21 protein-coding genes are annotated in these 21,342 nt (G+C 66.3%); 12 read left to right on the forward strand and 9 right to left on the reverse strand.

What is annotated here, in order from left to right:
* Positions 1-94: 94 nt before the first annotated feature.
* The gene (locus ON41_RS37695) at positions 95-1,003 is read left to right on the forward strand and encodes a hypothetical protein (RefSeq protein ID WP_051163438.1); all 909 of its coding nucleotides are present in this window, start codon (positions 95-97) and stop codon (positions 1,001-1,003) included.
* A gap of 356 nt (positions 1,004-1,359) precedes the next feature.
* On the opposite strand, the gene ON41_RS37700 is transcribed toward ON41_RS37695, so the two are convergent.
* On the reverse strand, positions 1,360-3,450 hold the full coding sequence (locus tag ON41_RS37700; protein WP_157185800.1) for an NHL repeat-containing protein: 2,091 nt from the start codon (positions 3,448-3,450) through the stop codon (positions 1,360-1,362).
* Between the two features lie 938 nt (positions 3,451-4,388).
* Between ON41_RS37700 and ON41_RS39570 the strand changes: the two genes are divergently transcribed.
* On the forward strand, positions 4,389-6,665 hold the full coding sequence (locus tag ON41_RS39570) for a DUF4328 domain-containing protein (protein WP_083905922.1): 2,277 nt from the start codon (positions 4,389-4,391) through the stop codon (positions 6,663-6,665).
* Positions 6,666-6,701: 36 nt separating this feature from the next.
* Here ON41_RS39570 and ON41_RS37710 read toward each other — a convergent pair whose 3' ends face one another.
* Positions 6,702-7,754 (reverse strand): saccharopine dehydrogenase family protein, encoded by a 1,053-nt coding sequence (locus ON41_RS37710; RefSeq protein WP_040754178.1) that lies wholly within the window; start codon positions 7,752-7,754, stop codon positions 6,702-6,704.
* Between the two features lie 133 nt (positions 7,755-7,887).
* On the opposite strand from ON41_RS37710, the gene ON41_RS37715 reads away from it, so the two are divergent.
* The 3 genes from ON41_RS37715 to ON41_RS37720 all read left to right on the forward strand — a co-directional run bounded on the left by ON41_RS37715 (position 7,888) and on the right by ON41_RS37720 (position 9,841).
* On the forward strand, positions 7,888-8,661 hold the full coding sequence (locus ON41_RS37715; protein WP_246829680.1) for a cupin domain-containing protein: 774 nt from the start codon (positions 7,888-7,890) through the stop codon (positions 8,659-8,661).
* On the forward strand, positions 8,571-8,840 hold the full coding sequence (locus ON41_RS43315) for a helix-turn-helix transcriptional regulator (protein ID WP_246829681.1): 270 nt from the start codon (positions 8,571-8,573) through the stop codon (positions 8,838-8,840). Before ON41_RS37715 ends, ON41_RS43315 begins: the two co-directional genes overlap by 91 nt.
* A gap of 116 nt (positions 8,841-8,956) precedes the next feature.
* Positions 8,957-9,841 carry an SDR family oxidoreductase gene (locus ON41_RS37720; protein ID WP_040754179.1) on the forward strand — a complete coding sequence of 295 codons (885 nt, stop codon included), beginning with the start codon at positions 8,957-8,959 and terminating at the stop codon, positions 9,839-9,841.
* 20 nt (positions 9,842-9,861) lie between these two features.
* Here ON41_RS37720 and ON41_RS37725 read toward each other — a convergent pair whose 3' ends face one another.
* A complete protein-coding gene (locus tag ON41_RS37725) occupies positions 9,862-10,731 on the reverse strand; it encodes an AraC family transcriptional regulator (RefSeq protein WP_083905923.1) in 870 nt (289 codons plus the stop codon).
* Between the two features lie 166 nt (positions 10,732-10,897).
* Here ON41_RS37725 and ON41_RS37730 point away from each other — a divergent pair, with 166 nt between their 5' ends.
* Positions 10,898-11,797 (forward strand): NmrA family NAD(P)-binding protein, encoded by a 900-nt coding sequence (locus ON41_RS37730; protein ID WP_051163444.1) that lies wholly within the window; start codon positions 10,898-10,900, stop codon positions 11,795-11,797.
* A 104-nt stretch (positions 11,798-11,901) separates the two neighbouring features.
* Positions 11,902-12,897, forward strand: coding sequence for a sigma-70 family RNA polymerase sigma factor (locus ON41_RS37735; protein ID WP_083905924.1), 996 nt, complete (start codon positions 11,902-11,904; stop codon positions 12,895-12,897).
* Between the two features lie 27 nt (positions 12,898-12,924).
* Here the strand turns inward: ON41_RS37735 and ON41_RS37740 are convergent, their stop codons facing one another.
* From ON41_RS37740 to ON41_RS37755, 3 genes are all read right to left on the reverse strand, one after another.
* Positions 12,925-13,998, reverse strand: a complete 1,074-nt coding sequence (locus ON41_RS37740) for a hypothetical protein (RefSeq protein WP_157185801.1) — start codon at positions 13,996-13,998, stop codon at positions 12,925-12,927.
* Between the two features lie 376 nt (positions 13,999-14,374).
* Complete coding sequence (locus ON41_RS39575) at positions 14,375-15,172, reverse strand: class I SAM-dependent methyltransferase (RefSeq protein ID WP_051163446.1); 798 nt, start codon at positions 15,170-15,172, stop codon at positions 14,375-14,377.
* A complete protein-coding gene (locus ON41_RS37755) occupies positions 15,172-15,369 on the reverse strand; it encodes a hypothetical protein (protein ID WP_040754182.1) in 198 nt (65 codons plus the stop codon). The genes ON41_RS39575 and ON41_RS37755 overlap by 1 nt, the downstream gene beginning before the upstream one ends.
* 57 nt (positions 15,370-15,426) lie before the next feature.
* Between ON41_RS37755 and ON41_RS43920 the strand changes: the two genes are divergently transcribed.
* A complete protein-coding gene (locus ON41_RS43920; protein WP_083905925.1) occupies positions 15,427-15,789 on the forward strand; it encodes an AAA family ATPase in 363 nt (120 codons plus the stop codon).
* A gap of 188 nt (positions 15,790-15,977) precedes the next feature.
* Here ON41_RS43920 and ON41_RS37765 read toward each other — a convergent pair whose 3' ends face one another.
* Entirely contained in the window at positions 15,978-16,517 is a 540-nt protein-coding gene (locus tag ON41_RS37765; RefSeq protein WP_040754184.1) for a cupin domain-containing protein, read from the reverse strand.
* A gap of 107 nt (positions 16,518-16,624) precedes the next feature.
* Between ON41_RS37765 and ON41_RS37770 the strand changes: the two genes are divergently transcribed.
* The gene (locus ON41_RS37770; protein WP_040754185.1) at positions 16,625-17,197 is read left to right on the forward strand and encodes a TetR family transcriptional regulator; all 573 of its coding nucleotides are present in this window, start codon (positions 16,625-16,627) and stop codon (positions 17,195-17,197) included.
* Positions 17,198-17,644: 447 nt separating this feature from the next.
* Here the strand turns inward: ON41_RS37770 and ON41_RS37775 are convergent, their stop codons facing one another.
* The gene (locus tag ON41_RS37775) at positions 17,645-18,007 is read right to left on the reverse strand and encodes an FAD-dependent monooxygenase (protein ID WP_051163448.1); all 363 of its coding nucleotides are present in this window, start codon (positions 18,005-18,007) and stop codon (positions 17,645-17,647) included.
* A gap of 219 nt (positions 18,008-18,226) precedes the next feature.
* Here ON41_RS37775 and ON41_RS42155 point away from each other — a divergent pair, with 219 nt between their 5' ends.
* Positions 18,227-18,400, forward strand: a complete 174-nt coding sequence (locus ON41_RS42155; protein WP_157185802.1) for a hypothetical protein — start codon at positions 18,227-18,229, stop codon at positions 18,398-18,400.
* A 577-nt stretch (positions 18,401-18,977) separates the two neighbouring features.
* A complete protein-coding gene (locus ON41_RS37780) occupies positions 18,978-19,709 on the forward strand; it encodes a DUF6882 domain-containing protein (RefSeq protein ID WP_157185803.1) in 732 nt (243 codons plus the stop codon).
* A gap of 232 nt (positions 19,710-19,941) precedes the next feature.
* Here the strand turns inward: ON41_RS37780 and ON41_RS37785 are convergent, their stop codons facing one another.
* Positions 19,942-20,295, reverse strand: coding sequence for a DoxX family protein (locus tag ON41_RS37785; protein ID WP_040754186.1), 354 nt, complete (start codon positions 20,293-20,295; stop codon positions 19,942-19,944).
* A 73-nt stretch (positions 20,296-20,368) separates the two neighbouring features.
* Here ON41_RS37785 and ON41_RS37790 point away from each other — a divergent pair, with 73 nt between their 5' ends.
* Positions 20,369-21,253, forward strand: coding sequence for a sigma-70 family RNA polymerase sigma factor (locus ON41_RS37790; protein ID WP_040754187.1), 885 nt, complete (start codon positions 20,369-20,371; stop codon positions 21,251-21,253).
* The last annotated feature ends 89 nt before the right edge of the window (positions 21,254-21,342 follow it).

The raw sequence follows: 21,342 nt of genomic DNA on the forward strand, positions 1-21,342 counted from the left end.
CATCGGTCCAGTGGATTCGTCGAGGATCGCCTCCGGGTGCCCATTCCGCGATCAGTTCTGCGTCATGGCCCGTGGCCGCCGTAGTGTGCGTCGCATGGTGCGTACCACCCCGCCACGGCAGATCGATGTCGAGGAGCTGTTTCCCGAAGTTGTTCCCTATGGCCGCGTGGCAGTGCGGTTGCATCCCCGTGCCGGGCGCCCCGGCGTCAGTGATAGTTCATTGGGCGGGCCGGTGCTCTGGCCGGTGTGGGAGCCGTGGCCGTATTGTTTCGACCCGCATACGGTTTCGAGGGATATGTTCCGGCCGGGCCGATGGCAGACGTCGAAGGACGGCCTGCCCTTCGTGCCGGTCCTGCAACTGTTCGCAACCGACGTTCCTGAATTGCCGTTCCCGCCGGAGACTGATCTGCTGCAAGTGCTGTGGTGCCCGTTCGACCATGTGAATTGGTGGTGCCCGCGACCACAACTGTACTGGCGCAACAGTTCCCGATGCGGATCTGAACATCCGGAACCTCCCCGACCGGCAGGAGCGCCCGACCACTATCTCCCTCAGCCCTGCGTGTTACATCCCGAACGGATCATCGACTACCCGAGTCGCGACCTCCCCGACGAGGTATGGGACGCGCTGGAACACCGCTTCGACCATCTCGAAGAGGAGACCGGCTGGTCCTACGAGTACGAGTTGTCGGTATCCACCGGGGTCAAGGTCGGAGGCTACCCGACCTGGACCCAGTCACCGGACTGGCCCGATTGCCCGCGGTGCGGCCATCGAATGGAACACCTGCTCACCATCAACAGCATGGAGTTCGACGGCAGCGAACGTGCATGGCTCCCGATCGAAGACCGGCCCGCAACCGGGGCAGTGCGTGACCTCCCGCAGGACGAACTCGCGAAAGTCACGAACCCGCACGGACTCTCGCTGGGTGATGGCGGCGGGCTCTACCTCTTCGACTGCCGACGATGCCCCTACAACCCGTACACATTCCGCTACGACTGCTCGTAGTCAGCAGCCTTGGAGCGCCGTCCAGCGTGCCAGGGGGCTCTGATCGCCTGTCCCGCAGCACATCCGATCACGAACCTGACCGCGCTGTATTGCCGATGACAGACTGTCGGTACCGACTCGTAAGGCGGCCTGACCGAGCCGTAGGGGTGGATATTCGTGGCCAAGACCATTACAGGGTTGACGGAAGTGAGTTATCGCGGCAGGAGGACCGCGCGTTGTACGGCATCGCCTTCGGGCGCAGCCGGGATGTTTTCGACCCTCACGTGCCTGGCAACCGCCATCCGTATCGGAAGCGTGGTGTTGACCGGTCGACGACTTACCGTACGTCCTCGACCGATCAGCGATCCATGTTGCAGTCAGTAGGCCCCAGCAGCGATCCGATACACCGCTGAGGGGTCCTGGCTGGTCCTCCCGGTCAGGTACATATCACCGGAATTGGCAACTGCGACATCGGAAAGTATCAATCCGTTTGTGGGGATCACGGAACCGGTAGTCGAGCCTGCGGAAAACCGCATGAGCGCTGTATCGATGAAGTCGCCGCCTGGACCGTGGCGCGACACGATAGCGAAGAGATCTCCATTGCTTGCTGTCGTGCATTTCTGCGCGATTTCGTTGCTGAACAGCGGGATCACTGTAACGGTGGCTCCGTTGTCGAGTCGCAGAATGCCGTGGTCAGCGATCCCGCCGGTTTCTCCGTCGTAGTTGCCGCCAGCGTAGATGACACCGTCTGGCGACGCCGCGAGGCAGCCCGATCCGGCTGCTACCTCGGTGCGTCCAGGATAGTTCGGCTGCAGAAACGGCAGAACCGTCGATGTGTTCGTCCCTGCCTCGATCTTCTCTACTCGATTGCGAGCGTGACTCTCGGGTGCTGTCGGATCCTTTCCCAGCACGTACGTATTGAATTGACCGTCCACGGCCACGTCGTCGAGGCGCTGCACCTGCGTGTACGGCACTGTGACCGCCGAGGCTGCTCCCGGGCCCAGCTTTTGCACGAGATGTCCGCTGGCGGGCCCACCTGGGGTGTCGGCTACGTACACCGCCCCTGCCGTGTCGGTGGCGATTCCGACGACGTAGTACAGCTGAGCGAAGGGCAGTTCAATGGGAGTCGTCGAACCGGGGGCGTACTTGACGACTTTGGCTCCCTGCGTCTGGCTTCCGAGGTAGAGGTCACCGTTCGGGCCGATCGCGAGCTGGCTCGGGTTTGCGAAACCGGTCAGCGGGACCTGTTCCAACGCACCGGATCCGTCGGTAGAACTCCGGGTGATGGTCAGACGCGCGGGGCCGCTGATCGTGGCAACCAGTCCACGTGCCTGCCCGTCAAATCTGGCGAACAACTCCGTCACGCTGTGCGCGAGCGCCAAGACATTGCTGCCTTTTTCGGTGAGCGCGCCGGTCTGTTCGGCATAGCTCACCAAGCACTGCGTCACGATCTGCGCAGAGGACAACACGTCATCGACATTGCTCGGGTTCTTCCCGGCCAGATCCATGGCTTGGCGCACGCACTCGCCGGCCGGTTTGATCTGGGTGAGAGGCTGTCCCCGTGTCAAGCGATCGGTGACGAGCTTCATAGTGGTGACCAGAATTTGGAAGGTGGTCAGCCCAGCGTTCGGCGTCAAAGTCGCGGAGCTCGGCGGGAGGCTCGCTTCGAACGACGCCGATCCGCCGGTCAAGATTTGGGTCGCGTCTCCGTCCAGTCCGGCACCGATTTCACCTGCCATCCAGTTGAAGACATCATCGACGGTGCCAATCGTGTCGGTGTTGATCACTCCGTCGATAGGTGGGTCGGTGGTTGCGTCCCATACCAAGCTGGTGTTCGAATGCAGTGTCAGGCGGGCTGCACCGGATGATCCACGATCCAGACACGGCCAGACCACATCGTCTGTGCCGGGAACTGCGCCGACACCAGGCGAATTGACTCGTGACAGTGAGTATTTCGTCGCGCCGTCGACGTAGTCGGTGAACGCACACCCGGGCTTAGGATACCGGGTGCCGGTCAGCTCGCCCCACTTCTGTCCGAGCCACGTGCTGGTTTGGTCCCAGTTGATCTCGAATGGAAAAATGGTGCTGAGTTGTCCCAGGCGCGCGGTGAGCACTTTGGTACCCGGATCCCATGTCGCATCGGTCCATGTCGCGGTTTGGTCGCCCTCGTGCTGAGAAAGCAGTTGCGGCACCGAACGGTGCATCGTGCCGCCAAGACGATCCACGGCCAGCCCGGACAGGTTGTACCGCAGGGTAATCGGTGTAGCGGGCTGCATGTTGCCATCGCCGAGCCGGATAGAGACCGGTGTAGCGATCACATCAGCGAGTTCGGCCTGCGACGCGTTGAGCTGGGTGGAAACCATTGCCACAGTGACGGCGGTGCCGACCGGCGCCACACCCGAGTCGCCAGTGACTTCCACAGCACCAACCACGGCAGTGAATCCCCCCGGCCCGACCGTGGTGGTCACCGGCGGCGGTGTCGGGGGCTCATTTCCGCTCCCGGAACTTCCGCTGCCTGTATCGGGCAGTGGAGCCGCTTCTGCGACAGATGCATACATCGGACCGGTTAGGACCGTCACCGTCAATACGGCGACGGCAGTTCGCCACCGCGCCTCGGCGCACGCAGATAGAAACCTACCGACCACTTGTATTCCTTTCCAGCAAAATCGAATTCACAGCTGCGAGTCAGTCGAACAGGGTTATCGAATAGCTGGACTCGACTGAGCGGTTCCGTGCTCGTTGACCGATTTCCGCGTGCAGTTCCGGGCAATTTGGACCCCGAATTCCGACCAGTATTCCCGCGAAAGCAACGACCAGGCTCACGATCTCAGCGCTCACGGCATAGGATTATCCTGTATGCCTGAGCCATCGGTTCCGAAATGACATGTCCCCGTCATGCCGCATTCCGGATGTACACAGGAACGACGGGCTGCGGCCCAACGTACCGCTTCTGCCGAGTTCCGAACGTTCAATGCGAGGGTCGGCGGTTGCAAACGAGGGCTCGGCTGTCCCATCCTCTAACCCGAGGCGAACCGGGAACCCCGGCGGCAGTGCTCAGTGATGACTCGGGGTTACTAGCCAGCTGCACACGATGACCCCGGATCCATCTGGTTGGCTCTGAATATCGCCATCGAGCGTGTGATGGTCCGCCAGTTGCTGGCGATGGTTCCCTCGCGCGCGACCGTTGAGGACGCATCCATTAATCTCGTGATCGAGGAGTCCATACATTGGCGATAGTCGTTGGGGGTGGACCCGTCGGCTGGAGGGAATAGACCGCTGACCGCCTGCATCATTCCCACGGTCGGCGAGCCCGCCCGCGCTCGTGTCAGTATGTGGCCCGGACAGGACGACGCGAGGCGGTGGACGGGCCGGGTGCTGTCGTCGGCGTTTCGGGAGGGATCGGCGCATGTCAATCGAAAGGCCGGTCGAGAGCGCGCGGCCCGGCGGAGGCGGTCGTCGCTTGACGGTGCTGGGCGCCGCGGCGATCGTTCTGATGGCGGGGACGGTCGCCTTCCTGTTCGTCAGCGCGGTCATCGACTGGGTCCGGCTCGCGGACTTCGAGCGCTCTTGGGCACACCCGCGAGGGACGCGCAGGGAATGGCAGTCCGATACGTGGGCCGGGACCGTCGCGTCGTTCTTGCTGCTCGGTGCGGCGGTCGCCGTCGTCGCGTGGTTCTGGTACGCGCGCCGCGGCGCCGAGAGGCGGTGCGCCGCACGGCATCGGCTGCACGCGGGCTGGGTGATCGGTGGCTGGTTCTGCCCGGTGGTCAACCTCTGGTTCCCGTATACGGTGCTCGCGGACGTGGTGCGCGCGAGCGATCCGCGCACGCCGGTGGACGCGCCGGACTTGCGTGGGCGTCCCGCCGGAGTGCTGGTCGTCCTGTGGTGGTTGTCCTTCCTGGGCAGCTGGATGCTGACGCTCTTGGTCGTGCGGTTGAGCGCCCCCGAACCGAGATCGAAAACGACCGATGAGTACCTCATGTACGGCGTCGCCCCGGTCGGCGGCTGGGGGCTGATCGCGGCGGAGCTGGCCCAGGCTGCAGGTCTCGCAATCGCGGCAATCTGCCTGGCGGCCATCATCATTCGAGTCCAGCGCTGGCAGGAGCCCAGCGCTGGACGGCCCGTAACACCGACCGGCGTAGCGGCTGCGCCTACGCCGGTCACCGCCGCGGCCACCCCGTGGGCGGTGCGGGGGAACGCTGGTGCGGTACCGGTCTCGGCGAGTACGGAGGCAGCCGAGTCCGGGACGCCGCTCGTCGTGCCGTCCGTGCGTTCCGGCCCGCACACGCTGCCGATGCGGGACACCGACCCGTCGGCCATCGGCCCGTACACACTCGTGGGCCGGTTCGGTTCGGACGCCCTCGGCGACATCTACCTGGGCCGAGCCACCGACGGCGCCGAGGCCGTCGTCCGCGTCGTGCACGCCCACCGCGCCAGCGACCGCGCCGAACTCGCTCGCCTGTTCGCCGCGGCCCGCACCGTGCACAGCGCTGTCGTACCCGCGGTGCTCGCCGATGATGCCGACGCACCGCGTCCGTGGACAGCGACCGAGTACGTCGACGGGCCCACCTTGCACGAGGTTGTCGCCGAACGCGGGCCGTTGTCACCACCGGCGGCCGCGCAGATCGCCCGGGGTGTCGCGCACGCCCTGTCCGCGCTGCACGACGCCGGCCTGGTGCACGGTGCGCTCACTCCGGCGTCGGTGCTCATCACCGAAACCGGGCCTCGCGTGGTCGGTTTCGGCCTCGCCCGGCAGGCCGAGCCGTCGGCGTTCGCGGCGCCGGAGCCACTCGCCGGCGGACAGGGTGACCGCGCATCGGACGTGTTCGCTCTCGGCGGCGTGCTGAGCTACGCGCTGACCGGACGAGCGCCCTTCGGCGACACGAGCAGTGCAACGCTGTTGCACCGCATGACCACCCAGGCGCCGAACCTCACGGGCGTCCCCGACACCGGGCCGCTGCGCTTCGTCATCACCGGATGCCTTGCGCGGCAACCCGACGCCAGGCTCACCACGGCCCAGATCCTCGTACACCTGGAACCCGCTCCGCCGGGCCCGTCCACACCGCCGCCCGCAGTGCCCGAAAGCCGCAGGCCCGCACCGAACAACGCCGCTGTCTTCGCCACCGGCGTGGTGATCGCGGTGGTGGTGGTCGTGGCGGTGATCGGGATCGGAATCGCGTCGGTGGGCCGCCCTTCCGACGGGTTTGCCGGGTCCGGTGCGCCCGCGACGACATCGACCGCCGCCGTGTCACCCTGGGGCCCGACGCAGTGGGTAGCCGACATGTTCCCGCGGTTGCTCCCCGACAAGCCCATGGCGCATGCCGGCCAAGGAATCCCCGAGGCGGGGCAGGCCGGATACAACCGCCTCACGTGCGAAGCGGATGCCAGCACCGACTCGAGGGTCGAGTGCGCGGGCGATCCGCGGGCCAATCGGAATCCCTTCGTGGGTATCGACTGCTTCCGGGGCTCTCCAGGCAATGGCGTGGTCGAAAGTTATCCACTCGTGGAGATGTGGCCCCGCCGGTCCGGGACCGTCAGTGTCTGGCGCGCGCCTCGCGACGGGCGGGACGCGATCTGGCTCACCTTCGACGATCTGCCCCGCAGCCAATGCTCGATCTATTCGACCTGGAGCGACCACCGTATGGACGAACTGCTGGCGTGGTGGCGCTCAACACCGCTGTGACAGCTCTGAGGGGGTGTCAATGCCGTCGGCCCGTGGTCAACCGGCTGTCGCCGGTTCGGTGATCGTCCAGTGCAGGTCGTGGTCGGACAGGGTGCGCAGGAAGTCGGCCGGGTCGAAAGCCTGTGCGGCGGTGAGCACTCCGGGTGCGGTGTCGTGGGCGGCCAGTCGGGTGGCGGCTTCGGCGGCGATGACGGCGGTGGTGCCGTAGGTGTCTGTGCCCCGGACGATTCCGCGGATGTGGTTGCCGTGGCGATCGAGGGCGTCGTAGAGGTAGGTGAACCGTTGCCCGGCTCGGTCGTGGTCGGTCGGCCCCTCCGGCAGGCTGTCGATCAGTTCGGCGGTGACGGGCATGGCGAGCCGGTCCTTGAGCGCCGCCTCGACGAGACTTTCGACGTGCTCGACTCGGATGTGACGGGGGATGGTGACCACCTCGCACAACGGCAGGGCCGCTACCGCGGCGGCTTCGCCGTCAGGCAGAGTGATCGTGGCGTGGCGTGCGGGTATACCGGTGTGCCAAGTGCCGTCGTCGTAGGTGAGCCCGCCGCGGGTCATCGCGTCGAGGGTGGCGAGCGCGGAGCGCAGCGACCCCCGCGACGGGCCGCCGCCACCGGTGATGAGGTGGGTGACGGTGATTTCGGCCAGGGGGCCGGACCGCTCGGCGATCAGGTGGGCGAGCAGATCTCCGGGCAGGCAGCCGTCGTTGGTCGCGGGGACCACCGTGACCCGGGCTCGTTCGGCTTCCTGGGAGAAGGTGTCGAACACGCGCTGCACATACAGCTGCTCACCGGCGGTGTCGACGTAGCCGGTCCCGGCATCGATGGCGGCGCGCACCACGGCCGCTCCGGACAGGGTGAACGGGCCCGCGCAGTTGATGACGGCGTCGGTACCGGCGAACGCGGCCGTCAAGGCGGCATGGTCGGCCACTTCGGCCACCCGGCGGTCGGCGTCCGTCATGCCCGCGGCCGCGGCGGCGGCGTCGAGTCGTTGCCGGTCGCGGCCGATCAGCCGGACTTCGATTGCGCGGCGCGCCAACTCGTTGAGGACGAGCTTGGCTTGGTAGCCGTTCGCGCCGTAGACGGCGATGACCATGGGGACTCCTGGATCGTTGGGCGAGATATGACCTTTCGAACCTAAAGACGTCTGAATGAGATGATCAATGCGCCAAAGTCCACTATCTATACGAATTCGTCTCGAGAAGATCGAGAGTGATAGTTTCGGAATTGTGGACCCTCTCTCGGACGTGGTGACGGCGATGCGGATCGGCGAACCGCATTCGGCGCGCGTGACGCACCGGCCGCCGTTCGGCTGGCAGCTGCCCGCGGTCGAGGCCGCGGGATTTCACGTGGTCCTGGCGGGGACGTGCTGGCTGCTACCACCGTCCGGAGGCCCGATCGCATTGCGGCCCGGCGACATCGTCTTTCTCCCGAACGGCTGCACCCACGCCCTCGCGGACGATCCGGGCACGCCGCTGCGCCCCGCGCGGACGTCGTTACGCGAGGTGAGCCCCGGGCACACCGAGCCGTCGGTGTCCTCGGCGTCGCGGCCGGAGACCGTGCTGCTCTGTGGCGCCTATCGGCTCGACCGCGGCCGGTCCCACCCGATGCTGACCGGTCTGCCCGACGTCGTCCACCTGCCCGCTCCGGCCACGCGCCACACCCCGGCCGGCGCGGTTGTCGATCTCCTCGACAGTGAACTGGCCGGTCGCCGCCCGGGCAGTGACGCCATGCTGCGAGCACTGCTGGACGCATTGCTGCTGCATATCCTGCGTGCATGGCTCGACCGGCAGGCCGCGACCGGCGCTGCGACCGGATGGTCGGCCGCGCTGCACGATCCGGCTGTCACGGCGGCGCTGTCGGCGATTCACGGCGCACCGGGGCACGGCTGGACGGTAGCCGAACTGGCCGCGTGCGCGGGCTGTCCCGAGCGGGTTTCGCACGCCGGTTCACCGGCCTTGTCGGCCGCCCGCCCATCGAGTACCTCACCTGGTGGCGAATGACGCTGGCGGCACGGCAGCTACGCGACACCGATTCGCCGATGCCCGTCATCGCGCGGCGTTCGGGCTACGCCTCCGAATTCGCTTTCGCCCACGCCTTCAAGAATGAATTCGGTTGCCCGCCAGGGCAATTCCGTAAGCGCTCGGCCCTCGCCGGGCCTCCGCCCGGAAAGCCGGGGTGACCGGCGAGTTCGCGAGCGAGGGCATCGTGACTTACGTCACATCAGCGCCGTGATTTGCTCATTTCGAGATCCCGTTCGAGTCCGTCTATCGGGGGCTTGATGGATCGAGGGATGGAATGATTCTTATTACCGGAGCTACCGGCAACAACGGCATGGCGGTAGTTCATCAGTTCGCTCGACACGGTGTGCCGGTGCGCGCTCTGGTCCGTGACAAGGCTCGGGCCGGCGCTTTGCTCGAACTCTCCGGCGTCGAAGTCGCCGAAGGGGATCTGCTGCGACCGCAGACTGTGGGACCGGCTCTCGAAGGCATCGACCGGGCGCTGATGATCTCCACGGCCGATAGCACGCTTGTCGAGGCTCAGTGCACCTTCATCGATGCGGCGGTCGCGGCCGGCGTGAAACACATCGTCAAGTTCTCGGGTTTCGAGTCGGGTAAGGGATTCGATCAGGGAAAGTTTCGCTACACACGAAATCATCAGCAGATCGAGAGATATCTCGAGGCCAGTGGTGTGGCCTGGACGCATCTGCGTCCGGGCCAGTTCATGCAGGTTTATCTCCGGGAAGCTCGGTCGATCGTCGACCGCGGAATTCTGGCACTCCCGGCCGGTGACATTCGGCTCGCACCGGTAGATATCGAGGATATCGCTGCGGTCACATTCCACATACTCACCACGGAGGGGCATGAAGGCTCTGTATTTCATATGACCGGGCCCGAGGCGTTGACCATGTCCGAAGTCGCCGCCCTGATTTCGGACACGATCGGCAAACCCGTCGAGTACGTAGCGATCACGCCCGAGGAACGACGTGAGCACATGATCACCGCGGGTATCCCGACGGATTTCGTCGAAGCCACTTACCAGCAGGCGCGCGAGCGATTGAACTGCCCGGAACCCGAGGTCCAGCTCGACAGCCATCGCCGTTTCGGTATCCGGCCGACGACGTTCGCGGAGTTCCTGGGACGACACCGGCACGTTTTCGACGAGCCGGCCATCCGTCCGTGAACCCGAGTCGCCCTCGGTGCTCAGCCGGACAACGTTTGTTCGTGGCGGTAGGCACCGGGGGTGACGCCTTGTTCGCGGCGGAATGCGCGCGTGAGGGTGATCGTCGAGCTGTAGCCGGTTACCCGGGCAATCTGCGTGATGGGCCGGTCGGTCTCACGGAGGAGTTTGGCGGCCTCGGCCAGGCGCACGGAGGTGAGGTACGCCAGTGGCGGCTGCCCTATCGCGGTGGTGAAACGGTGGGCGAACGCAGCTCGGGAGAGTCCGGCCACGGCGGCCAATTCGGCTACCGTCCACGGGTATTCGATGTGCGCGTGCATCGATCGCAGCGCGCGGGCGACGACGTCGTCGGTATGGGGCGAGGATGCGTCGTGGGCATGGTGACGGTGCCAAGTGCGCAGGACGTACGTCAATGAGGCCTCGACGAGGGCGGGTGTCAGATCGGGTAGCTGCTCGGAGTCCGCGAGTTCCAGCCGCAGGAACCGCAGCAGACTCTCGAATTCGATGGGGCATGCGCCGCGCACCGGAATGTAGGTGATATTCGCCAGATCCCGGAGTAGGGGATGCGGCTGTCGGCGGTCTTGCAGATATCCGCAATACAGGCTTTCCGCCGTATTGCCCGTCTGATCCGCGAGGCCCGCCGCGGTAAGAGTATGGCCGACGTTCGGTCCGAACAGGGCCATATCACCGGGACCCAGGACGAGTTCCGGGAACGAGTGCTCGGAGCCGGGATCCGGTGTAATCCGGCACGTTCCGCTCAACACGACGCGAAACGAAACGGAGGCAATTCGACGACTTGATCGAGGCGGCAACGGGGCGTCGCCAGACCGCGTGTACTCGGCGAATGGCTCGCCGGCTCGAAGCGCGGCGTATACGTCGGTGATCGTCTCCACTGTGAGAGTTTAGCTCGTTTCTGGAGGACGGCTCGTGAACCGCTTGGCGGATATGTGCTGCCGGTCGAGACGATCGGTTCATTGATCAAGCTTTTCGATCATTACGCGTGCAGGTGACAAGTCCTAGCCTGAATGCCGAACGTGGACGACTGGACAGGAGATATCGATGGAGATTCTGGTGACCGGCGGGACCGGCAAGGCTGGGCGGCGGATGGTGGAGGCGTTGGCGGCCGCGGGGGTCGACGTCAGGGTCGGTAGTCGGCATCCGGGCGCACCGGCCGGGCGCCTGACGCCAGTGTACTTCGATTGGTACGACAAGTCGACGTGGGCGGGTGCGCTCGGGGACGCCGAGGGTTTGGTGGTCAAAGGGCTCGATCTGGATCAGTACGCTGCCGAGTCCGTGAGCATGCTCCTGGCGGCCGCGCCGCGCGTGCGACACGTCGTATTCCTGTCCAATATGGGTGTGGAGTACACACCCGACGATCATCCACGCCGGGCTATCGAATTGGTAGTGGAGAACTCCGGCAAGGCGTGGACAATTCTTCGCGCCAATTGGTACATGCAGAACTTCGACGAGGATGAGGCGGTTTTCGCGGAGGCCATTCGCACGCGAGGTGAGGTGCATGCCCCGGCGGGGGACGCGAAGGTGAGCTTTGTCGATACCCGCGACCTGGCGGCGGCGACGGCTGCGGTCTTCACGACGGCCGGGCACGACGGCCGGGCCTATGCGATCAGTGGGCCGGAGGCGATCTCGTTCGGAGACGTCGCGGCGGCGATCGGGGCAGCGAGCGGTACGACGGTTCGCCATATCGACGGGACACCGGCCGAACATCGTGAATATATGCGGGCCGCGGACCGGCCCGCGGCGTATGTGAATCACATCAACCATCTGTATATCCCCACCAAGGCCGGGGCGTGCGCACAGGTCAGCGGCGATGTGGAATTGCTGACGGGGCGCCCGGCTCGGACGTTCGGGGCATACGTCGAGGAGACCTGGGCGGCATCGGAGTCGGGGCTGCCGCGGCCGGTCGCTCTCCGCGAGCAGATGTATTCGACGTTCCAGTAGCCGTGCGCCTCGGGCCCTCTTGTCCTGCACGCCGTCGTCATCCGGAATACCGCTGCGAATGTGCTGGTTGGTCAACACGTCTGGTTGCGCAGGAAGGGCCCACAGTGACCGCACTCGAGCCGTCTGTCCCCACGCTGGACGCCGAATCCCTGCAGGAGCACCGAACCGAGTTGACGGGGTACTGCTATCGGATGCTGGGCTCGGCATTCGACGCGGAGGACGCGGTACAGGAATCGCTCGAACGCGCCTGGCGGTCGCGTGCACAGTTTCGTGGGGAGTCGTCCGCCAGGAGCTGGCTCTACCGGATAGCGACGAATGTCTGCCTCGACCACCTGCGCGCCCGTGGACGCCGGGCATTGCCGATGGGCATCGGAGGGCCGGCGACCAGCGATGGCGTGCTGGGGGAACCTCTGCCGGAGAGCGTATGGGTTCAGCCGATTCCCGATGCTTGGGTTCTGACCGAAACCATCGATCCGGCGGAACTCGCCGTGCGCGAGGAAACGATCCGGCTCGCATTCGTTTCAGCGCTTCAGCACCTGTCTCCCCGTGAGCGGTCGGTTCTGATTCTCCGGGATGTGCTGGCGTTCCGCGCGACCGAAGTGGCGGATCTGCTCGACGCCACTGTCCCCTCCGTGAACGGGTCCCTCCGCCGTGCCCGCGCCGCACTGGTTGCCGCAAAGCGACTCGACGGCGATCCTTCCCCGACCATCCGTGAATCCGACCAGCAGACGAAAGAGCTGTTGGATCGCTATGTGGAAGCGTTCCAGCGTCAGGATTTCGATAGCCTGATGGACATTCTGCACCAGGAAGCCCGGCTGTCGATGCCACCGTTCACTCTGTGGATCCAGGGGGTCCACCCTGTTCTCAGCTGGTTCGACCGGCACAGCTCCGCATGCGCGGACTCGCGTCTGATTCCCGTGCGCGCCAACGGATCACCGGCCTACGCGCATTACCGGCGAAACGACCACGGTGTGTTCACCGCCTTCGCGATTCAAGTCCTCGACATCACTGACGGCCGCATCATCGCGATCGAGCAATTCCTCGCGCCGAAATTGTTCGATATGTTCGGGCTGCCCGCCAGTATCGGGAACGCCCGATAGTCGTGGCACCGAACGGAGCACCGAAAGTCAGTCGGGGTTGTACCGGGCGGGCAGCCGCTCGCGATGATGCTGGGCCTGGTGGGCCGCGGGGAGGCCGATCCTGGCGACCGCGTCCTCCAGTGCGAGGCCTGTGGGGAGCGCCAGGAGATGGTCGCGCCACCACGCCCGGTCCCGAAGCCACGCGTCCACGTAGGCGATGCAGAACGCCGGGGTGATCTCGGCACTGGTCGCCCGGGCCGCCTCGAGGGCCGCGACGATCTTCGCACGGTCGCCCTCGAGGTCGCGGCGCTCGCGATGGGCGCGCACGAGCTGCCGTAGGGATCGATGTCGTTGTGCGACATGGTCGCGCCAGAGGTCGACGTCGCGCATCGCGGTTCCCGTTGTCGCACAGACGTGCAGGCCCGCCGCGATCACTTCGCCGAATTCCTGCGACGCGGCGGTGTCCGGGCGGTCGAACGGGGACCCCTCGTCGTGTACCGCCCGGCCGGTGAGAGCGAGCGGGGGATAGGAGTCGCCGTCGAGGAGGTACAGCCAGTCGTCGTTGTAGACCTCCGGGAAGAACGAGATCCGGGTTCCGGGAGCGGTCATCAACGCGCCGCCGGCCAGGGAGGTCCCGGGCGTGCCGCCGAGCAGCCGCCAGGCGTGGACGGTGACGGAGGAATCGGGAAATCCGTGCACGGTCAACCCGGTGACGGCGTAGTCGTCGAGCAGGTCCGCCGCGGTGCGGACATCGTCGGGACGCTCGATCAGCACGTCGTCGTCGAGTAAGAATACGCGGTTCCAGCCGGCGTAGCGGGACAGCAGCAGCGCGGTGTTCCGCTTCAGGCTCACCTCGGTCTGTTGCCGGAACGGCGTGTCCTCCAGCAGTTTCGAGGTGGCGAAGGGCTCGTGGCCCGGCGGGCGCGCGGCCCAGCCGACATCCATGGCGATGATGTCGGCACGCGACCGCAACCCGGCTGCGGCGACTGTGGCGGCGGTGATCTCCTGGCTGCAGAGCACCACCAGCGTGCATTCCAGCGACTCGGCCAATCTTATGATGTCGTGGAGTCGTCGGCCGGGGCGCGCGGCCGGAACCACGATCGCGTCGACGCGGGGTGCCATGAGTCCGGCGATCAGGCGCGCTCGACGGTCTCTGCGGCCGTTTTCCCGACGTTCGAATACGTGCGGGCGGGAATCGTGTCTGCCGGAGGCAGGACCGAATACCTCCCGGCCACGATGATCGTTGTGCCCGAGGAGCTTTCGTGCGTTACGGCATCGGCGAGGGTCGGCGAACCCGCTTGCGCGCCCGCCACCACGAGTCCGGCGGCAGCCAGAAGCTTTCGTACCCTTACCATCTCGTCTCTTTCGATCGAGCCGGACTTCGCTGCGTAACGCGCTGTTGCGTTTCACACCACCGGCGGGATGCCGCGGCCAGTATGGCATCGTCCACGCCGGGGCCGCGCCGAAGGCATTCCCAGTCCTGGACGAGCCCGATGCCCTATTTGCGCGCCGTGATCACCAGCGTCTGTTTGGTCAGGCGGAGGTGCGGAATCGCCGCGCACGCCGCCGTCATCTCGGCGTCGGAGACCTTGCCTTCCGCGGTTTCCTCGTACAGCAGTGTCGAACGGTAGTAACGGAGAAATTCCTCCTGGTTGGGGAACGTGACGTAGGAGCCCAGCAGCTCGTCGGAGCATTCCGCGAACAATTCCCGCACCAACGGCAGGAATTCGGTGACGAGGCGTCCGGCGCGCACGGCGGTGCGATCGTCGATGCGCTGCCCGGTCAGTCGCTCGTTGTACACGTAGAGTTCCCGCGCGTTGTCGGCCGTGGGACCGATCAGCAGCAGGTGGCCGCCCGGTGTGAGAACGCGATGCAATTCACGCAGCGTCCTGTCCGCATCGGCGGCGTTGTAGACCGCGAACACCGAGTTGACGAGGTCGAAGGACTCACCGGGGAACGGCAGCGGATCGTCCATCGACCCGGCTACGAGTTCGAGTCCGCGCGCACCGGCATACCGCTGCGCCGCCGCGGCGAGCAAGGCGGAATCGCGATCGAGCCCCACCACCCGGCGGTCATCGCTGTCCGCCGCGGCCGCCAGATAGAGGCCGAGATGATTGCCGTTGCCGCATCCGAGGTCGAGCAGCGCGCGCCAGCGCCGAGCGCTCACGTAACCGCCCAGCCACGCGCTCAGGTCGAAATCCGCGAACAACTTGTTCGCCCGGATCCGGTCCGCGAGCCGATCGTCCTTCTCCTGAAAGCTCAATTCCATACCCAGCCACCAGATTTCGACAGGCATCACCGACCGTGCGCCGTCACCGGCGCCTCGCGAGCGTAGGTGGGGCCGAGTTCGCCGGCATCGGTAATTCGTAGGTGATGGCGTCCGGCGGTCGCCGCGCCACCCTCGAAGTGTCCGACATAGGTGAGGGGTTGGACCGTTGCCTTTTCGGCGGTGCTCCACGAGATCGTCGTATCGGCGCAGAAACCACTCGTCACCAGGGGCGATACCGTCGATCGCCGTCGGGCCGGTGATATCGAGAAGGGAAGTGCCGATTGCCGCACGGGGAGGGCGGACGCAGCGAAGGCCCGGGTGTCTTCGTCGGCCGCGAGCGCGAATTGGACCGTCTCGCAACGTTGTTGGTGAAGTCGGCGCCCTTGATCACCGTGGTGGGCGCGGGCGGGATCGGTAAGACACGGCTGGTCACCGATGCTGTTCGGCGGTACCGGCGGGCGCGGCTTCCGGGACGGTCGTCGACGAGATGGTGCGTTCGATCGTGGACGCCGATCATTCGTTCAGTTTGGCAGCGCTGCGGCAAACGTTGTGTGCCGCAGCACAGTTCAGGTTCCATGCCGACGTTGGGGGAAGCAGCTGCGCGGAGACTCTGGATCTCTTCGTGTTGCGCTGCGGCGGTTTGAGGTTGGCCGGAATCTCGCAGAAAATTTGAGGGCGGCGGTCCTCCCGGCCTTGTCCGCCTCCTGTGCCGGCCTGCGTCTCGGACGGCTCCAACTGTCCTGCGCTCTCGCCTGCCACCGCCAACGCAGGCGGTCGATAGAAGGGCGTCGAGTCTCGAGGCCGGCCGATCATGTCCCTGAGGTGCGCGGGACTAGCGGGTTGTCGTGCGGTCCGCGCCGACCGAGACAGCGACGAGTGTGCAGGGCTCGGTGCCGTAATTGCGCCACACGTGCCGGGTGCCGTTCTGGACGACCACGTCACCTGCCCGCAACACGGCTCGCTCGCCGCCGTCGAGTTCGAGCGTGGCCTCGCCTTGCACGACCATCAGGTAGTCCATCGTGTCGGTGGTGTGCATCCCTGAGCCGTCGGGCTCCATCGAGGCCATCATGCCGGGCATCTGCCGCTCCAACTCGGCAGCAGCCGCGGCTGCGTCCAGGTCCGGCGGTGGGGTCGCTCCCTCCGGGGGATGCGTAATGATCACGAAGCGCGATCCATCCCGCGGCGGGAAGTACGTCTCGACACGGCTGGGCGACCCGTCGTCCGGGAACGCGGGCGGCTCGTCGCGTCCCCACAGCCGGTAAGCGGCGAAGCCGGGCGTCAGCGCAGAGGTGATCGGCTCCACGTTCCGGTCGTCGACCACCCGCGACCTGCCCTCGCTGTCGTGCCCGGTGACGACCCGCCGAACAGTCATGCTGTGCTCTCCTCGAATGCGTTCGAACAAGACCCAGTGATGAGTCGAAGTCTCGTCACCGTACGCGGTGACGAGACCGAGTCGCAACGCACCGCTATAGTGAGGTCATGGCCCGCTGGCAACCGGACGCACAGTCACGGCTGGAGGACGCCGCCCTCGAGCTGTTCGCCGAGCGCGGATTCGAGGCGGTGTCGGCCGCCGAGATCGCCGGCCGTGCCGGACTGAGCAAGGCGACGTTCTTTCGCCACTTCCCCGACAAGCCCGAGGTGCTGTTCTGGGGCCAAGACCTGCTCGCCAACACCTTCCGTCAGGCCATCGCGGACGGTCCGGCAGGTGCCTCGCCGCTCCGGCTCGTGCGTGCCGCGGTCCTCGCCGTCGACCCCGTTTTCGACGCCGACCGGCACCGCCATGCCGCGACGCGGCAACGCCTGATAGCTTCCTCGGCGACCTTGCACGAGCGCGCCGTGCTCAAGCGCGCCGCGCTTGCCGAGGCGATCACCGAAGCGCTGCAGGCTCGGGGCGTCGCCGCCGGGACGGCCGAGCTGGCCGGGCTGGGCGGCACCGCGGCGTTCGGCGCGGCATACGAGCGCTGGGCCGCAAGCCCGACCTATCGCGGGTTCGCCGGCTTCGCCCGCCGCGAACTCGACCGGACCGTCCGCGCCGCAGCCAGCCTAAGTTAGCCGCCGAGTGTGCGAGTTCTCATCGAAGTGGCGTGTGGAGTCAGACGTAGGAGCCTTACCTGATCGAGTACAGCAGCCAATCGATGACCACGTTTTGTGGTGCGCCGAACATGAACTGGGCGATGGCGTTGCTGATCCCGTGGAAGAACTGCATAAGCGACCTTTCGGGCTGAGAAGTGTGTTCTTGTGGCTGTGCGTCGACGATCGGTTTGGTGCAGCGTGCGGCCGCTTCGCCCGCACACAGATTGAACCGCTGTGTTGTTCGCTGTCGTTCGAATAACACTGGTCGCGCTAGATCCGTAGTGTGATGCTGGAGGTCAGAGGGTGGGCGTAGTGGTCCATTTCCCTCCGGACACGACCACTACGCACACGGACGGTTCGGGGGGCAGGTTTTACCCGGACCGTCCGTTTCAGTGGTCGTAGGTCAGCGTGCGTCCGGGCTGTTCATTATGCTGCGGTGTTATTCAGCCAGTTGAGGTAGCGGGAGAAGTGTTCCACGTAGGACGCCGGGGTCGGTGCGGTGGCCATGGCCTTGGCGTGCCGGCGCACCTGCCGATATCGGATGATGCGGTCGGTTCGGTAGCTGTCCAGTGCCGGTGCGGTATCGGCTTGGCTGAGTCGGTCGGCAAGCACATGCGCGCCCTCGATGCCGAGTGAAGCACTGGATCCGATGTGTGGAGACATGGCGTATGCGGCGTCCCCGGCGAGCACGACACGGTTGCTCTTCCAGCGTGGGATCTCCGGTACTACGGCGACCTGGTTGCCGATCACCGAATCTTCGGGGGTGGCCAGGACGACCTCGCGCAGCAAGAATCGGGAAGGCGCTCGCCCTGTCCACGATGCGCTGGCGGGGTCTCTCCTCTCGCTACGTCGAGGAGATCCTCGTCAAGGGCCGGGCCGAGGGGGCGGTCCTGCCGAACATACTCGAGCACAACCAGCACATCTTCTCGGCCGACGCCCAGACCGACCCGCTTTTCGGGTCCGCGACCGATCTCGTCGTCTCCGAAGGCTTCCACAGCTGGATGGGGTATGCCGGTGTCGAGCGGGGACACGCTGCGCGGCACCATCTGCCTGTACTGGGACAGTGTCATCACCTATCGCGAAGATCTGGTCCGCCAAGTCCAGCAACTGGCCGACACGCTCGGCAAGCACCTTCCGCGCTTCTCGCCCAGGTCAGCGGACGCAGCGCCGGCGCCGGCCTGAGCGACAGTCGCCGTCCCTGGCCGACGCGGGATCTGGTCGACGGAATTCCCTTGGAGCAGTTGTCACATCGTGTCGGTGGGTGTGCTGCCTCCACCTGATTCGACGCGACCACGGCAGCGCAGTGGCCAACCAGGTCGCCCGCGCTTCGGCGATGCTCCGGCGTCGAAGTGGCGGTGTGGCGGACCCGCTCTGCCGGTGCCGCCCACTGTGGCCGTGCGTTGGGGGGAGTGGGAACAAGCCCGGCGGTCGGGTATGGATCAGTGCGGAAGGTGGTCCGCATCGCGATGCCATCGCCACTGGGCGGTCTTCGGCGAGGTCTTGCATGTTCGATCAGGCGCTCGTATCGGGACTTTTCTTTCGGTCCGGCCACGCCGTCACCGTTGGGGTCTGGGTCGTCCTGGGGCTGGTGGAGCCGTCGGTATCGGGAGACTGGGCTCTCCGCCGCGCAGAACACGCCCACCTACGAACCCAAATCCTTCATCGCCCCGAGGAGCCCGACCCGGGCGCCTGATCCGGCGGACGTCTCCGGGGTTCACCAAAGATGAGAATGGACGTGCTCGACGGTACCGTCGGCCGCGTGACCGAGTCTTCCGGGCAGATGCCGACCGCGATCGAAGGGCTGCTCGACGACGCGGCGCTGTTGTCGTACGAGCATCAGGAATATCTGCAGACGGTGCTGGGCCTACCCGCCTGGGAAGTCAGCTACGACCCGCCACGATTCGCATTCAGCGGCGAGCGGGATCTGGTGTGCACCCGATTCCATGTACTCGGAACCGCCGCGCCGGGCCCGCAGTCATGGCTGTGGAGTTGGGCGAATCCGGATTGGTATCCGGACGAGGTGACGGAGCTGGCGTTGTCGGTGCGCGAATACGGCCTGCGGCATGGCATTTCATTATTGTCCGAACCGGAGGTACCCTTCGGCGAGTTCCCCGGGTCGCCGACCGAACCGGCGCGCGTCACCTGGCTCGCCGGCGAATTGGCGAAGGCGGTCTCGAGGCGCTGGACCTGGTACAGCGCCCCTGTCGGCGGCGGCACCCGCATGGCGGTCCTGGTCGAGCACCCCGACCTGGAACTCCCCGCCCCGGACGCGATGCGCGTGTCCCGGGTGATGCACGCCGCGGACCGGCTCGGCTTACCTAATCATCGACGGGCGCTGCGCAGTTACGCCGTACGACGCGGACTGCTCGCGGAATTCGACGAGACCGAATCCACCCTGCACGTCGAGGGCCCACGACTCGACGTCGTCGTGGCATTTACCGAACACGGCCTCATCAAGGCCATCTCGGCAGGCACCACCGACAACTCCTGAATCTGTTCCCGGCGCTCTCCTCGGTGAGCGGAGGTACGGCGCGCAGCGCGAGGTGTGGCGGCCATCCTCCTTCGGTAAGGAGTGGTGATCTTGCACAATGGTGGCTGAGAGGCTTTCGGGGCCCAGTGTCCGTGCCTCGGACCGTCACGACCGTCGAGCCGCATCGCGCCCGGGGGCGTGTTCTGCACCCGGAACTCCCACGCGGCCGGCAGGCGTTAGTCGACCACTGCCGTCAGCCGAACCGGTAGGCCAGCGTCACAGTCGCGGTGGCGACGGTCAAGGCCAGGGACACCGAGACCGGACCCAGCGCATAGTCACCGACCCGCAGGTGCGCGACCACGGCACCGATGAAGTACAGCACCAGGCAGATAGCCGCGGCGATACCCAGGGCCGGCACGGCGAATCCGGCGAGCAATCCGAGCGCGCCGGCACCGAGCAGGGTGCCCAGCACGGGAATCCAGGACTGTGGCACCCGGACAACCTTCGCCGCCGCAACGGGAATGGGGTGGCGGGCATAGTTCAGCCAGCATCCGGCGCCGGCGGCCGTTGCGGTCAATAGTGTCAAGGCGACGTACGCAGCGAACATCGGACACTCCTCGAAAATCGAATCTCGTTCATCTGTCACCCCTACGACGGATCCCAGTGAAGAAAGGTGACGCGTGCACCAGCAGGACATCTTGGCGCGGAACTTCGAGTCGCAGCGCGACCGGCTGCGGGCCGTCGCCTTCCGTATTCTCGGCAACAGCGACGACGCCGACGACGCCATCCAGGAGACCTGGTTCCGACTGGCGCGCAACGACTCCGGCGAGATCGACAACCTCACCGCCTGGCTCACCACGGTCGTTTCCCGCATCTGCCTGGACATGCTGCGCACCCGGACCACGCGCCGGGAGGATCCGATCGACCGGCTCGGCGAACTCGGCGACTCCGCATACGACAGCGACCCTGAACACGAGGCCGTCCTCATCGACTCGGTCGGCCGCGCACTGCTTGTCGTCCTGGATACGCTGAACGCCGACCAGCGCGTCGCCTTCGTCCTGCACGACCTGTTCGCGATCCCCTTCGACCGGATCGCCCCGATCCTCGGCCGCACCACGGCCACTACCAAGAAGCTCGCCAGCCGGGCACGCCTGCGCGTCCGTGGCGGCGATGCCCTGCCCACTGCCGAGATCGCCGCGCAGCGCCATGTGGTCGACGCATTCCTCATCGCCGCCCGGCAGGGCGACCTGCGGCGGCTGTTGGAGATTCTGGCACCCGACGTGGAACGCACCGCCGACCCAGCGGCCCTGCCCGCCGGCACGGCCCCGGTCGTGCGCGGCGCGGCGACGGTGGCCAGGGAAACGGTCGTCCTGCGCCGCCGCTCTCGCGTCGCCGCCCTGGCCATGGTCGACGGCACGGTCGGCATCGTGGTCGCACCGCGCGGCCACCTCCTGCTCGCCCTGCGAGTCACGGTCGCAGACGGTCGCGTCGCCGCCTACGAGGTCATCGCCGACCCCGCCCGGCTGCGCCGCCTCGACCTCGCGGTCCTCCCCGGTACGGACTGAGCCACCTCATCGCAATACCTGAAACCGAAGTGGTGACTGTGCTTCCGCACCTCGGCGTTCGCCCTATTCATCGCCGCGCGAACGCATTC

The organism is Nocardia transvalensis NBRC 15921, from assembly GCF_000308875.1.
GTDB classification, from domain to species: domain Bacteria; phylum Actinomycetota; class Actinomycetes; order Mycobacteriales; family Mycobacteriaceae; genus Nocardia; species Nocardia transvalensis.

Coding starts and splice junctions, on each gene's coding strand:
- ON41_RS39570 (WP_083905922.1), top strand. CDS start 4,389: ATGTCAATCGAAAGGCCGGTCGAGAGCGCGCGGCCCGGCGGAGGCGGT.
- ON41_RS37710 (WP_040754178.1), bottom strand. CDS start 7,754: ATGGTCATCGCCGTCTACGGCGCGAACGGCTACCAAGCCAAGCTCGTC.
- ON41_RS37740 (WP_157185801.1), bottom strand. CDS start 13,998: ATGGCACCCCGCGTCGACGCGATCGTGGTTCCGGCCGCGCGCCCCGGC.
- ON41_RS37785 (WP_040754186.1), bottom strand. CDS start 20,295: ATGTTCGCTGCGTACGTCGCCTTGACACTATTGACCGCAACGGCCGCC.
- ON41_RS37720 (WP_040754179.1), top strand. CDS start 8,957: ATGATTCTTATTACCGGAGCTACCGGCAACAACGGCATGGCGGTAGTT.
- ON41_RS37695 (WP_051163438.1), top strand. CDS start 95: ATGGTGCGTACCACCCCGCCACGGCAGATCGATGTCGAGGAGCTGTTT.
- ON41_RS37770 (WP_040754185.1), top strand. CDS start 16,625: ATGGCCCGCTGGCAACCGGACGCACAGTCACGGCTGGAGGACGCCGCC.
- ON41_RS37730 (WP_051163444.1), top strand. CDS start 10,898: ATGGAGATTCTGGTGACCGGCGGGACCGGCAAGGCTGGGCGGCGGATG.
- ON41_RS37765 (WP_040754184.1), bottom strand. CDS start 16,517: ATGACTGTTCGGCGGGTCGTCACCGGGCACGACAGCGAGGGCAGGTCG.
- ON41_RS39575 (WP_051163446.1), bottom strand. CDS start 15,172: ATGCCTGTCGAAATCTGGTGGCTGGGTATGGAATTGAGCTTTCAGGAG.
- ON41_RS42155 (WP_157185802.1), top strand. CDS start 18,227: ATGCCGGTGTCGAGCGGGGACACGCTGCGCGGCACCATCTGCCTGTAC.